The sequence below is a fragment of the Haemophilus paracuniculus genome, assembly GCF_002015115.1.
Classification (GTDB): domain Bacteria; phylum Pseudomonadota; class Gammaproteobacteria; order Enterobacterales; family Pasteurellaceae; genus Haemophilus_E; species Haemophilus_E paracuniculus.
Genome location: NZ_MUYA01000001.1, coordinates 12,924 through 27,023, shown reverse-complemented (window position 1 = coordinate 27,023; position 14,100 = coordinate 12,924). Strand labels below are relative to the sequence as shown.

Here is a 14,100-nt window from a genome sequence, read left to right as displayed (position 1 = left end):
TCTGCGGTCAATTTGTAAACTCGCCTACTGCGTAGGCTCAAACAGTACAAATTGACCTTGAAATTGACGAAACCGCTCAACGCAAAATGACGGGGGGTGCCCTCTCTCTGCGAAAAATTGCTTTACGCAATTTTTTCGCTGTCTCTCTCCCACAAGTGGGAGAGAGTTTTTGTTTTTGCTCAATATTCTAACCCTCTCCCATTTATGGGAGAGGGACAGATTTTTCTTCGTTTAGAAGAAAAATCAGGGAGAGGGAAAATTTCCCCAAAATCCCACCCCTTGCAAATCCCTATTCTTTATAACAAGAATTTCACCGTAGGATAAACCGCCCCGAGTAGCACTAAATACCTCGCCAATTTTCCCACCACAATAAACAGGGTAACTTGCCAAAAATTAAAGCGTAGCCAGCCTGCGATGCCGCAGAGTAGATCCCCGACAAGCGGTAGCCAGCTCAATAGCAACATTACCGCCCCGTATTGTTCGCTTTTTTCTAATGCCCATTTGGCGTAGGGGGATTTGGGGTCAATCGGTTTGGGTAATAATTTCCCCATAAAATAGGTAACGAGGCTGCCTAAGCTGTTGCCGACCGTTGCCACTGTCAGCAAGTTGAGTAATGGCACGGAAAAGAAACTGCGTTCCGCCAAAATATGTTTTGAGGCGATTGCCGTGAAGATCACTTCGGAACTGGCGGGCAATAGGGTAGCACTTAAAAAAGCACTGAAAAACATTGTGAGCAGTTGGCTCTGTTCGGAAATAAAAAGGCTGAGAAAAGAGGTCAAGTATTCGGTCATTTGTTATCAAGTTGTTAAGTGGTTGATCGGTAATTTTTTCATCAATGCTAAATTTGATGTATATCAAAAATGATTATTGATCTACCTCAATTTTAGCGTGATTTTGCTTTTGCGTATTATGCCAACGGGTCTATAATTCTCAACAATTTATATAATTTTTCAAATTTAGTTTATGTATTCACCGGCTGAAATGGCAAAAATCGCCGAAGATGGGGCGGTTTATAAAGCCACTAAAAATCAATTTTACTCTTTTCTGTCTGCGATTACCGCAGGGGCTTATATTTCGATTGCGTTTGTGTTTTATGCGACCACCCAAGTGGGGGCGAGTGAATTGCCGTGGGGCGTGGCGAAGTTAATTGGCGGCACGGTGTTCTCGCTCGGCATTATTATGTGCGTGGTGTTCGGAGCGGAACTTTTTACTTCTTCCACCTTAACCGTGATAGCCAAAGCCAGCAAGCGGATTACTTGGACTCAGGTGCTGAAAAATTGGCTGGCGGTGTACGCTGGGAATTTTATCGGGGCGAGTGTGATTGTGGCTCTGGTTTGGTTTAGCGGTGAGATTATGGCGGCGAAAGGGCAGTGGGGACAGGTGATCCTCAATACGGCTCAATATAAACTGCACCATTCTTGGTCGGAAACCTTTACCCTCGGGATTTTCTGCAACATTATGGTCTGCATTGCGGTGTGGATGGCGTATGCAGGTAAGAGCTTGATTGATAAGGCTTTTATTATGATTTTGCCGATTGCAATGTTCGTGTCTGCAGGTTTTGAACACTGTGTGGCGAATATGTTTATGATCCCAATGGGGATTGTGATCCAAACCTTTGCAGGGGCGGAATTTTGGACGGCAATCGGTGTCGAACCAGCACAATTTGCCGATCTGACAATGGCAAATTTTGTGATGAAAAATTTAATTCCAGCCACGCTCGGTAATATCGTGGGTGGGGCGTTATTTATCGGTATGGTGCAATGGGTGTTGCACCTGCGTAAACACTAATTCACAAGCGGTCAGATTTTCCTAAAATCTTACCGCTTACTCTCTTTACTTTTCTTTTATTCGTGAGGACGAAACAATGACTCAATTAACAGACGCTCAACAACAAGCGTGGGCAGGCTTTACTGGCGGTGATTGGCAAACCGAAGTAAACGTGCGTGATTTTATTCAAAAGAACTACACCCCTTACGAGGGCGATGAATCTTTCCTTGCAGAAGCAACCGAAGCCACCACCACGCTTTGGAACGATGTAATGGAAAAAATCAAAGTGGAAAACAAAACCCACGAGCCGTACGATATTGATTGCGACACGCCATCAACCATTACCTCTCACAAACCTGGTTACATCAACAAAGATTTAGAAAAAATCGTGGGTTTACAAACCGATGCCCCACTTAAACGTGCGATTATGCCGTTCGGTGGGATCAATATGGTGAAAGGCTCTTGCCAAGTTTATCGCCGTGAATTGAAACCAGAAGTGGAACAAATCTTTACCGAATACCGCAAAACCCACAACCAAGGCGTGTTTGACGTTTACACCCCAGATATTTTACGCTGCCGTAAATCGGGCGTAATTACAGGCTTGCCAGATGCTTATGGTCGTGGTCGTATCATCGGCGACTACCGCCGTATGGCACTTTACGGTGCGGATTTCTTAATGAAAGATAAGCAAAAACAATTTGCCTCTTTACAAGAAAAATTAGAGCGTGGCGAAGATATTCAAGCGACAATCCAACTGCGTGAAGAAATCGCCGAGCAACACCGTGTCTTAGGCAAAATGAAAGAAATGGCGGCGTCTTACGGCTACGATATTTCAGGCCCAGCCACCAACGCCCAAGAAGCGGTGCAATGGACATATTTTGCTTACCTCGCGGCAGTGAAATCACAAAACGGGGCGGCAATGTCGTTCGGTCGTGTTTCTACCTTCCTTGATATTTATATTGAGCGTGATTTACAAGCAGGCAAAATCACCGAAAAAGAAGCCCAAGAGTTAATCGACCACCTCGTAATGAAATTGCGTATGGTGCGTTTCTTGCGTACCCCTGAGTACGATCAACTCTTCTCAGGCGACCCAATGTGGGCGACCGAAACCCTTGCAGGTATGGGCGTGGACGGACGTACTCTCGTAACCAAAAACAGTTTCCGTATCTTGCACACCCTTTACACAATGGGTCCATCGCCAGAGCCAAACTTAACCATTCTTTGGTCTGAAAGTTTGCCAGAAAACTTCAAACGTTATGCGGCGAAAGTGTCAATCGACACCTCATCTGTACAGTATGAGAATGACGACTTAATGCGTCCAGATTTCAACAACGATGACTATGCGATTGCGTGCTGCGTAAGCCCGATGATCGTGGGTAAAATGATGCAGTTCTTCGGTGCGCGTGCGAACTTGGCGAAAACCTTGTTATACGCAATCAACGGCGGTGTGGACGAAAAATCAGGCGACCAAGTTGGGCCGAAAACTGACCCAATCACCAGCGAATACCTCGACTACGATGATGTAATGACCCGTTTAGACGGCTTTATGGATTGGTTAGCGAAACAATACGTTACTGCCCTCAACATCATTCACTTTATGCACGATAAATACGCCTATGAAGCGGCGTTAATGGCGTTGCACGACCGTGATGTTTACCGCACAATGGCGTGTGGTATCGCAGGGCTTTCCGTGGCGGCAGACTCACTTTCTGCGATCAAATATGCGAAAGTGAAACCAATTCGTGGCGATATTGAAATCAAAAATAAAGCGGGCGAAGTGGTTGGCGTGGCGAAAAACGTGGCGGTGGACTTTGAGATCGAAGGCGAATATCCGCAATTCGGTAACAACGACAACCGTGTGGACGACATCGCGTGCGATCTCGTAGAACGTTTTATGAAGAAAATTCAAAAACTTGGCACATACCGCAACGCAACCCCGACCCAATCGGTGCTAACCATCACTTCAAACGTGGTTTACGGTAAGAAAACAGGTAACACCCCAGACGGTCGCCGTGCAGGCGCGCCATTCGGGCCAGGGGCAAACCCAATGCACGGTCGCGACCAAAAAGGTGCGGTGGCGTCATTAACTTCGGTGGCGAAATTACCATTTGCCTATGCGAAAGACGGTATTTCATACACCTTCTCAATCGTACCAAATGCGTTAGGGAAAGATTACGAAGCCCAAAAACGCAATCTCGCAGGCTTAATGGACGGCTATTTCCACCACGAAGCGACAGTTGAGGGCGGTCAACACTTAAACGTGAACGTAATGAACCGTGAAATGTTGCTAGACGCAATGGAAAACCCAGAGAAATATCCACAATTAACCATTCGCGTTTCAGGCTATGCGGTGCGTTTCAACTCGCTCACCAAAGAGCAGCAACAAGACGTGATTACCCGTACATTCACCCAAGCAATGTAATGGGCTAACGCCTTAAACAAGCGGTAGGATTTTGCGAAATTTTGCAGATCCTGCCGTTTTTTATTGAGCAAATTTTTTGCGAAATCTTACCGCTTGTCAGAACGATTTTTGCTAAAATAGCCCCAGTTTATTTTTGAAAGGACAACCAAATGTCAGTGTTAGCTCGTTATCATTCTTACGAATCTTGTGGCACGGTGGACGGGCCAGGGATTCGCTTTATTCTGTTTTTGCAAGGCTGTTTAATGCGTTGCAAGTATTGCCACAACCGCGATACCTGGGATTTGCACGCAGGTAATCAAATCAGCGTAGAAGATTTGATGAAAGAAGTGGTTACTTACAAGCATTTTATGAATGCGACTGGTGGTGGCGTAACGGCTTCGGGTGGCGAAGCGGTGCTACAAGCGGAATTTGTGCGAGATTGGTTCAGAGCGTGCAAAGCCGAGGGGATTCATACCTGCCTTGATACCAACGGCTTCGTTCGCCATTATGACCATATTATTGATGAAATGATTGATGCGACTGATTTGGTGTTGCTCGACCTTAAACAGCTTAACGATGAAATCCACCAAGATTTGATTGGTGTTTCCAACAAACGCACCCTTGAATTTGCCAAATATCTGCAACAACGCAACAAACCTACTTGGGTTCGTTATGTGGTTGTGCCAGGTTATACCGATGATGATGATTCGGCTCATCGCCTCGGTAAATTTATCGAGGGAATGGGCAATATCGAAAAAGTGGAATTGTTGCCATATCACCGCTTGGGGGCGCATAAATGGGAAACAATGGGCGAGAAATATGAACTTGCCGATGTAATGCCACCGAGCAAAGAGGTGTTGGAACGAATTAAAGCCATTATCGAAGGCTACGGACACACGGTAAAATACTAAAAAAATCCCCTCGTTTGAGGGGGTTTTTTATACTCGCCAAAACAGTGTTTCACTCGTTTTCCAAATGGTTTCGGCGATTTGCTCAGGGGGTTCGGAACGCAGTTCGCACAAGGCTTGAAAGCTGATGATTAAACGTTCGGGGCGGTTGGGTTGCCCTTGAAAGCCGAACACGGGCATATCGGGCGAGTCCGTTTCCAAAATCAAACTGTCGAGGGGTAATTTGCGGATTGCCTCACGGCTTTTGTTGGCTCTGGCGTAGGTGATTGTGCCACCCACCCCGATTTTATAACCGAGATCGACAAAGCGTTTGGCTTGGTCGTAACTGCCTGCGAAACCGTGCACCACGCCTGTTTTCGGCAGTTGGGCTTTTTTCAAAAAGGGGAAAAGTGCCTCGTGAGCTTTGCGAGAGTGCAAATTTACGGGCAAATCATACCGCTTGGCGAGGGCGAGTTGAGCCTCTAAAAAATCGCACTGTTTTCGCCATAATTCCTCGCTGCAAACGCTCGCCACACTTTTTTCCAAGCCAATTTCCGCAATGGCGGTGCGTTGCGGATCAGGCTCGCTTAATTTCCGTTCGAGCAAATCCAAATCCGCTCGCTGATGTTGCTCAATAAACAGCGGGTGCAAACCCAAACCATAAACCAAATGCTCAGGGCTTTGCTTGGCACAAGCGGTTACTTTGTCAAAATTTTCCGCTGTAATCGCCACCACCAAAATTCGCTCAACCCCAACGGCACGGGCATTTTCCACCAGTTGCGGAATGGTTAAATTTAAATCTTGGGCGAGATAATCAAGGTGAGTGTGGGTGTCAAAAAATTTCATTTTGTCTTATCTAAATTCAATATGCAACTCTTTGCCAATTCCGTGAGCAATCCTCTCTAAAAATGCTAATTAGGGATTGTTTTATCACTCTTCCTTTGTAACAAGCGATTAGTAGCTCGAATTGATTACCACTTCTTCACCATAACCACCCGCTTTCGGGAATGGTAGGTAGGTTGAGTTAGTGGCTCGTAAAACACGGATACCACGAATGCCAGCTTCACGGGCAGCTAGGATGTCATCATCACTGTCGCCGTAGTGAAGTTGGATGTTATGTTCCAACATCGCTGGGGTTTTGTTGTATTTGGTGGTGCGTTCTTTGCCGCCCATAAAATTAACAGGTTTCATATTTTTGATGCCGAGGGCTTTTTCCATAATTGGGGTAACTTGGTCATCTTTACCTGCGGTACGCCCCGTGATCAAATAAACTTGGTCGCCACGCTCTTGGTGCATTTTGATCAGGTCAATCGCCACCTGTTTTGGAATCGAGTATTTATCGCAACCTGCGTTGATTTCGTCCCAGAAATCTTGATTTTTCAAGTAGCTGTAATCCTCTGGCGAGTATTTGGTTTTGCCGTAGTAGAAACAACCGCTTGTCGCCGCCACGGTGTCGTCAATGTCAAAGCTCACATTCATCGCTGGCTTATCTTTCAAGCTCTCTTTGATTTGCTCAATTGATACCCATTTGATCGGGGCCTGTTGTTCCATTTGACGTGTGTCGTAGCCCTCTTGGGTGTAAGGCTCTTTTTCCGCCGCTTGGGCTGAAAAAGTGAAAAGGGTCGCCATTAACGCAACGGCAGTGGTTTTTAGGGTTAATTTCATAAAAAATTCCTTAATGAAGAATGGAAAAAAACGGCGTTATTGTAATCCTATTTCGGAAATTGTGTAAATTTGTTTTTGCGGCAAATTTACATTTCATTACGTTTTAAGCGGAAAATTCTTTGATCCATTGCAAGGAATCGGCTCTTTCCATTTAGTAAAATTTCGCCATTGGTATTTTTTATAAGGAAAAACATTATGTTGAAATCAGAACCTAAGTGGATTCCGCTGATCGTGATTGTGGCGATCAGTACATTTTTGTGGCAAATGACCCCGCCCGAGGGGTTAAGTGTGCCAGCGTGGTAAACGGCGATTAAAGATGCCTTCGGTTAGCTGAATAGCTCGTTAATTTGGCTGGTGGTGTTTATGATCGCCCGTGGCTTTATCAAAACGGGCTTGGGTTGTTGTATGGCATTAGTGATGATTCTTCTGTCTAGTAAGAGAAACCTTGGCTTGGAGAAGGATAGTATTAGGTTTTTACTAATGTAATGCTACGCGAAGTATTTTGGCACTCTGCTTCCAAAGGGGCGTAATGTAGTGCTACTTTGCTCTTACCACTGTAAAGATGTGAGTCAGTTGCAAAATTTTGCTGGGTTTTTAACCGCTTGTTAGCGAAAATCCCTATCAATTCGACAAGGCGGTCGAGGAAGGGGGCCGTTCATACATACTCCACATTGATGGACGAACCTGCGGTTGTGCCTTTTTATGGAGGTGTTGAATACTAGAATTGATGTAGATAAGCGTAGGGCAGATAGGTGCAATAAAAAATACTTTTTGCTATATTTTAGCATTTTTGCATTTTGTTGGGAAAACGTAAAATTTTATCAGAATCTTAATGCTAGAAAATAAAATTGATTTTATATGTGATCCTACTCACAAATCCTAAACATTTTGGTTGCGAGCGATTTACTCTTTTTACATATCTCACTAAAATACGCACCTCAAAATTTTGATTCACTCTCTTTAAGGTATCCATTATGTTGTGGTTCTTCTTTTGTGTCGCCTTGCTCGTGCTTGGCTACTTTGTTTACGGGAAGATCATCGAAAAGATTTTCGTGATTAACCCAAATCGCACCACGCCAGCTTACGCAATGCAAGACGGCGTGGACTATATGCCAATGTCTAAAACCAAAATTTGGTTGATTCAATTATTAAACATTGCAGGAACAGGCCCGATTTTCGGCCCGATCCTCGGGGCGTTATACGGTCCTGTGGCGATGTTGTGGATTGTGATCGGCTGTATCTTCGCCGGTGCAGTGCACGATTATTTTTGCGGTATGTTGAGCGTGCGTAACGGCGGTGCTTCAATGCAAACCTTGCGGGCAAATACTTAGGCAAACCTGTGAAAGCCTTTATTAACGTAATGGCATTGGTGCTGTTATTGTTGGTGGGCGTGGTGTTCGTGGCAAGTCCTGCTCAATTATTAAGCACCATTACAATGGATAGCTTCGGTTCAGCGGTGAGCGAAGGGGCGGAAATTACTGTGTTCGGTATGGATAAAACAACCGTGATTGCGGTGTGGACGTTCATCATTTTCGCTTACTACATTTTGGCAACCTTGCTACCAATCGATAAAATTATCGGTCGCATTTACCCAATCTTCGGGGCATTGTTGCTATTTATGTCAATCGGTATGGTTTACGGCTTAGTAACGGCTCACTTCAATGTGAACGATCCAATCGAATTCTTCCGCAGTGTAGACGGTATGTCAGCGGAAAAATTCTTCCAAAATTTTGAAACCCGTGCAGATTTACCGCTTTGGCCTCTCTTATTCTTGACCATTTCGTGCGGTGCATTGTCAGGCTTCCACGCCACCCAAACCCCGTTAATGGCTCGTTGTGCAGAAAATGAAAAAGAAGGTCGCTTTATTTTCTACGGTGCGATGATTACCGAGGGCGTTATCGCCTTGATTTGGTGTGCGGTGGGGTTAAGTTTCTACCAAGATTTACCTGCCTTATTAGAAGCGATCAAAGCAGGTACGCCGTCAAAAGTGGTTTACGACAGCTCAATTCAATTCTTAGGCTTTGTGGGCGGTATCTTCGCCGTGCTTGGCGTGGTGGTGTTACCAATCACTTCGGGCGATACCGCATTCCGTGCCGCACGTTTGATCATTGCCGAGTTTTTCAACTTCGATCAACGCACCCTCGCGAAACGCTTAATCATTGCCGTGCCGTTGTTCGTGATTGGTTATATCGTGTCAAAAGTGGATTTCTCGATTTTATGGCGTTACTTCACGTGGGCAAACCAAACCACCGCAATGATTATGTTATGGACGGCAGCGGCTTACCTCTACCGCTATAACAAATTCCACTGGGTGTGTTCAATCCCTGCGTGGTTCATCACCACCGTGTGTTTCACTTACCTCGCCTACAACAAAATTGGCTTTGGTTTAGATTACACCCTATCCGTTTACATCGGCTTAGGCTTCACCGTTCTCTTTATCGTGATGTTCTTCACAATGCTCAAACCATTGGGCGATAAAGACCCAGAGGCGTTTGTGAATAACACGAAGTAATTAGATTTGAATGAAAGGACGCTGGTTGATAATCAGCGTCTTTTTCTTTTCAACACTAATCACATTTTGCACTATAATTGCTAAAAAATTATTTTAGTTAAATTTCTAAAAATCCTACCCATTGCAGATTTAAATTTTGACAATGCGAATCCTTTGGAGCTAGAACATAGTCGTAAAAGCCTTGGAACACAGGCTGGAACGGTCAGCGGAAAGGGTAGTTATTGAACGATGGCTGGGCTCATTGGTAGAAGGATTTTCTCTTCCTAATTTGCCGAATTCAGGTAGGCCGACATCAACACAGCTATGCAGTTTTTATTCACACCTTTGATGTCGCTGATAATTTCTGCCTTGTCCCGAAAATCGAGAGGCTTTCCGTGTGATTGTCGATGTCTTGATTTAAATTGGCAATCATTTTGTCTAACCTTTCAATGTGTTGCTTAATGTTGGGGTTCTGAGTTTCAGGCTCTGCTACAAGCGACATAGCTCTGCCATTCGCCCATCGACCAACTGGTAACGTTGTACCACCAAGGCATCCATCCGTTCTTCCGCTTCGGAAAGTTGCACATAAAGCAAAGTTTCTATTTCGCCTTTTGTGGTCGAGATTTTGTCCGTAGAATGTCAAATTCAACGCATCTTTCGTATTGGTTTTCGCTACATTTTGTGAACGGGTGCTTTCTACTGATTGGCAATCACGATTCGATAGCCAGACAGAGTCAACTCTTTTGCAACCGAGACTTCCAGCCCTAGAGAATAATGAAGGCAATTTCAAAACTCCCCAAATAAAACAAAAAATTGCAAAATCCCTTAAAAAATCGGACAATCCCACCGCTTACACATCAATCAAGAGGAAATCATTATGTCAAACCCATACGGCGAAACCATTTTCAGCAAAATTATTCGTAAAGAAATCCCCGCGGCAATCGTTTATCAAGATGAATTGGTAACCGCTTTCCGCGATATTGCCCCGCAAGCCCCGACCCATATTTTAATCGTGCCGAATAAACATATTCCAACCGTCAATCACGTTACCGCCGAGGATGAACTGGCGTTGGGGCGGTTGTTTACGGTGGCGGCACAAATTGCCAAGCAAGAGGGGATCGCCGAGGACGGTTATCGTTTGATTATGAACTGCAACCAGCACGGCGGGCAGGAAGTGTTCCACATTCATATGCACCTTGTGGGCGGCGAGCCGTTGGGCAAAATGTTGGCGAAATAAAATGTTGAAGAAACTTGCACTTTCAGCGATTTTTTCGCTTTTTCTGACCGCTTGTGGCAGCAATCCGAACAGCTATATCAAGCCCCAATCAAAACCGATTGTGAACGTTGAGGCACAAGTAAACGACTTGGTTAAAATTGAGGCGGAAGCGGAAAAATTAACCCTTACCAACCAAACTGAGCAACATTTGAATTTGCTGTATAAGCTGTTTTGGTACGATAAAAATGGTGTTACCCAAAGTTTTGACCCGTCCGACAAACAAGGCTGGCAAAATCTTTGGTTCTTGCCAAAACAGGCGTTAAACATGCCGTTAATCAAACCCACCGAAGAAAGCCAAAACTATCGCATTTATGTGCGGGGTGGGCGATAAAAGAGAAAGGCGTTGAAATTCAACGCCTTTATACTTTGTCAGAATGATGAATCAGCACAAACTTTTCCCACAGGGCTTCGGTGCTTTCGATGTGGTCGGGGTCGGTGATGATACATTTGGTGATCGGGCAGACGCTTTGGCAGGTGGGGGTGTCGTAATGCCCGACACATTCAGTGCAGAGTAGCGGGTCGATCACATAGATTTCCTCGCCGATTGAAATCGCATCATTCGGACATTCTGGCAGGCACATATCGCAGTTAGTACATTTGTGCGTAATCAGTAACGCCATTGTTTTTCCTCACACATTTAAAGGGCGTGGATTATACTTTAAATCATTGCAAGCGGTAAGATAATGACAAATTTTTGCAAAGATTTTACAATACTTCCCAATTTGTTAATTGGAAAATGATATGTCGAGAAATGTAAAACAAAGTTCTGTTGATTCCGTTGCTATTGTTACGGCAACGATCGGAAAACCTGAATTAGAAAGAGCGATCAAAAGTGTGCAGGCTCAAACTTATCCTTGCCGTCATTATGTTTTTGTTGATGGTGAACAATTTTGGGCTGAAGCTAAAGCAATTTTGAGTCGTTATCCTAATGTTATCGCCACTTATTTGCCAATGAATACTGGGCGGTTAAGCTGGAAGAATAGCTGCATCAATGCCATCGCCCCTTTTATGGTGGAAGAAGATTATTTAGCGTTTTTGGATGATGATAATTGGTTTGAGCCAAATCATATTGAAACAGTAATGGCTTGTTTAAAAACACATCGTTCTGATTACGTTTATAGCTTACGAAATTTTGTAGATTTAAATGGTGATTTTGTGTGCCGAGATACGATTGAGTCTATCGGACATTTTTCGCATAAAGTTCCCGAAAAATTATACGTGCCGTTATTATGTAACGGGGTTGAAATTCCAATCACGGTTACTACGCCACAATACTCTCTTATTGATGTTGGGTGTTATTTTCTACCGAAATCTGTTGCAATCTCCGTTGCTCAAGCGTGGTATGAAGGTGGGGAGAAAAACGATGCTAATGTTTTCCGAGAGCTTAATCAGCGTGGAATGATTGGTAAATGTTCTGGGCTTTACACTCTTAACTATGTAGCTATTAAAGAAGAAAGTTTTTCGAGTTCGGTAGCAATGGCTTTGCAAAAACTTGGTATGAATGTTGATGATATTCATCAGGTATTTAGAGAAATATCAATGCTTCAGTATCGAAAGAATTTTGAGTTGTATAATGGGCATTTTCCTTGGGAATAGGAAGAATTCTTCAACATTTTATCGCTTGCAGTAATAAAAAACACCAAAGTCCCCTTTGGTGTTTTTCGTTTTAAGCTACCGCTTACTTGGTGCTGGTGCTAGTCGTGGTGCGGCTGGCACGTTTGCGGTCGGTTTCGGTTAAGAGGCGTTTGCGGATGCGGATAGATTGTGGGGTTACTTCCACTAATTCATCGTCATCAATAAACTCTAACGCTTGTTCGAGGCTCATACGCACTGGGGTGGTGAGAACGATCGCATCGTCTTTGCCCGAAGCACGCATATTGGTGAGTTTTTTGCCTTGTAAGCAGTTTACCGTGAGGTCGTTTGAACGGCTGTGGATACCGATAATCTGCCCCTCATACACATCAACCCCGTGGTCGATCATCAATTTACCACGCTCTTGTAAGCCGAATAGGGCGTAAGCAAGGGCTTTACCCGTGGCGTTTGAAATCAACACACCGTTTTTACGTTGCCCGATTTCGCCTGCTTTGACATCATCGTAGTGGCTGAAACTTGAATAGAGTAAGCCCGTGCCTGAGGTCATTGTCATAAATTCGTTACGGAAACCGATCAAGCCACGGCTTGGAATCACATACTCTAAACGGGTACGCCCTTTGCCGTCTGGGATCATATCTTTCACTTCGCCTTTACGAATCCCTAAGGCTTCCATTACTGCACCTTGATGTTGTTCTTCAATATCAATGGTTACTTGCTCAAACGGCTCTTGTTTTTTGCCGTTTTCTTCTTTGTAGATCACTTTTGGACGCGAAACCGCCAATTCGTAGCCCTCACGACGCATATTTTCGATCAAGACCGAAAGGTGCAATTCGCCACGTCCTGAAACACGGAATTCATCTGGGTTCGGGGTTTCTTCCACACGCAACGCCACGTTATGCACAAGCTCTTTGTTTAAACGCTCTAAAATTTGGCGAGAGGTAACGAATTTACCCTCTTGTCCACAGAACGGCGAGGTGTTTACGCAGAAGAACATTGTTACCGTTGGTTCATCAACGCTCAACGCTGGCAAGGCTTCCACATTGTTAATATCACAAATGGTGTCTGAAATGTTGAGTTCGCCTAAGCCCGTAATTGCAATAATATCGCCTGCAAAGGCTTCGGTCGCTTCATAGCGTTGCAAGCCTAAATGCCCCAACACTTGACCAATTTTGCCGTTGCGAGTTTTGCCGTCTGCCCCTACTACGGTAACGGTTTGGTTCGGTTTCACCGAGCCTCGTTTGATACGTCCAATCCCGATAACACCCACATAGTTGTTGTAGTCTAATTGGGAAATTTGCATTTGGAAGGGTGCGTCCAATTCCACTTGCGGTGGCGAAACGTGTTCCACAATCGCTTCAAAGAGCGGGGTCATATCTGGGGCGAGATCTTCGTGATCCAAACCCGCCACCCCCATTAACGCCGAAGCGTAAATGATTGGGAAATCTAACTGCTCGTCCGTTGCCCCTAAGTTTACGAACAGATCGAACACCTGATCCACCACCCAATCTGGTCTCGCCCCTGGGCGATCCACTTTGTTGATCACCACAATCGGTTTTAAGCCGTGGGCGAACGCTTTTTGGGTAACGAAACGGGTTTGTGGCATTGGGCCGTCAAAGGCATCGACCACCAACAATACCGAATCCACCATTGAAAGCACTCGCTCAACCTCGCCGCCGAAGTCCGCGTGTCCTGGGGTATCCACGATGTTGATACGATAATCGTTCCAGTTAATCGCCGTATTTTTGGCAAGTATGGTAATACCACGCTCTTTTTCGAGATCGTTGGAATCCATCACACGTTCATCGGCATCGCCACGCATTTCGCCCAAAGTGCCTGATTGTTGTAAAAGTTTATCGACAAGGGTGGTTTTCCCGTGGTCAACGTGGGCGATAATTGCGATATTACGCAATTTATTGATATCTAAATGTTGCATTGAAAAATCTTAAATTGAGGGTTAAAAAATTCCCCCACGCCATTAACCAACGGCAAAATGAGGGCGAACAAGGGGCGAGATTATACA

General features: G+C 44.8%; 11 protein-coding genes and 1 pseudogene. 7 read left to right on the top strand and 5 right to left on the bottom strand.

Annotation, left to right across the window (positions count from 1 at the left end; genetic code table 11):
• Positions 1 to 296 precede the first annotated feature (296 nt).
• Entirely contained in the window at positions 297 to 791 is a 495-nt protein-coding gene (locus B0187_RS00120; protein ID WP_078235583.1) for a YqaA family protein, read from the bottom strand.
• A 172-nt stretch (positions 792 to 963) separates the two neighbouring features.
• On the opposite strand from B0187_RS00120, the gene focA reads away from it, so the two are divergent.
• The 3 genes from focA to pflA all read left to right on the top strand — a co-directional run bounded on the left by focA (position 964) and on the right by pflA (position 5,079).
• A complete protein-coding gene (gene focA / locus B0187_RS00115) occupies positions 964 to 1,788 on the top strand; it encodes a formate transporter FocA (RefSeq protein WP_078235582.1) in 825 nt (274 codons plus the stop codon).
• A gap of 76 nt (positions 1,789 to 1,864) precedes the next feature.
• Positions 1,865 to 4,189 (top strand): formate C-acetyltransferase, encoded by a 2,325-nt coding sequence (gene pflB, locus B0187_RS00110; RefSeq protein ID WP_078235581.1) that lies wholly within the window; start codon positions 1,865 to 1,867, stop codon positions 4,187 to 4,189.
• Between the two features lie 149 nt (positions 4,190 to 4,338).
• Entirely contained in the window at positions 4,339 to 5,079 is a 741-nt protein-coding gene (gene pflA / locus B0187_RS00105) for a pyruvate formate lyase 1-activating protein (protein WP_078235580.1), read from the top strand.
• Positions 5,080 to 5,106: 27 nt separating this feature from the next.
• Here the strand turns inward: pflA and B0187_RS00100 are convergent, their stop codons facing one another.
• Entirely contained in the window at positions 5,107 to 5,901 is a 795-nt protein-coding gene (locus B0187_RS00100; protein ID WP_078235579.1) for a TatD family hydrolase, read from the bottom strand.
• A gap of 108 nt (positions 5,902 to 6,009) precedes the next feature.
• A complete protein-coding gene (aphA, locus tag B0187_RS00095; protein WP_078235578.1) occupies positions 6,010 to 6,720 on the bottom strand; it encodes an acid phosphatase AphA in 711 nt (236 codons plus the stop codon).
• A gap of 974 nt (positions 6,721 to 7,694) precedes the next feature.
• On the opposite strand from aphA, the pseudogene B0187_RS10390 reads away from it, so the two are divergent.
• The 3 genes and pseudogenes from B0187_RS10390 (at position 7,695) to B0187_RS00080 (ending at position 10,818) form a co-directional block, all read left to right on the top strand.
• Positions 7,695 to 9,232, top strand: a pseudogene (locus B0187_RS10390) (carbon starvation CstA family protein).
• An 856-nt stretch (positions 9,233 to 10,088) separates the two neighbouring features.
• Positions 10,089 to 10,448 carry a purine nucleoside phosphoramidase gene (hinT, locus tag B0187_RS00085; RefSeq protein WP_078235575.1) on the top strand — a complete coding sequence of 120 codons (360 nt, stop codon included), beginning with the start codon at positions 10,089 to 10,091 and terminating at the stop codon, positions 10,446 to 10,448.
• 1 nt (position 10,449) lies between these two features.
• A complete protein-coding gene (locus B0187_RS00080; protein ID WP_078235573.1) occupies positions 10,450 to 10,818 on the top strand; it encodes a YcfL family putative periplasmic lipoprotein in 369 nt (122 codons plus the stop codon).
• Between the two features lie 28 nt (positions 10,819 to 10,846).
• Here the strand turns inward: B0187_RS00080 and B0187_RS00075 are convergent, their stop codons facing one another.
• Positions 10,847 to 11,107 carry a YfhL family 4Fe-4S dicluster ferredoxin gene (locus B0187_RS00075; RefSeq protein WP_078235570.1) on the bottom strand — a complete coding sequence of 87 codons (261 nt, stop codon included), beginning with the start codon at positions 11,105 to 11,107 and terminating at the stop codon, positions 10,847 to 10,849.
• A gap of 109 nt (positions 11,108 to 11,216) precedes the next feature.
• Here B0187_RS00075 and B0187_RS00070 point away from each other — a divergent pair, with 109 nt between their 5' ends.
• Positions 11,217 to 12,083 carry a glycosyltransferase family 2 protein gene (locus B0187_RS00070; RefSeq protein ID WP_158078205.1) on the top strand — a complete coding sequence of 289 codons (867 nt, stop codon included), beginning with the start codon at positions 11,217 to 11,219 and terminating at the stop codon, positions 12,081 to 12,083.
• An 82-nt stretch (positions 12,084 to 12,165) separates the two neighbouring features.
• Here the strand turns inward: B0187_RS00070 and typA are convergent, their stop codons facing one another.
• Entirely contained in the window at positions 12,166 to 14,013 is a 1,848-nt protein-coding gene (typA, locus tag B0187_RS00065) for a translational GTPase TypA (protein ID WP_078235566.1), read from the bottom strand.
• Positions 14,014 to 14,100: the final 87 nt, after the last annotated feature.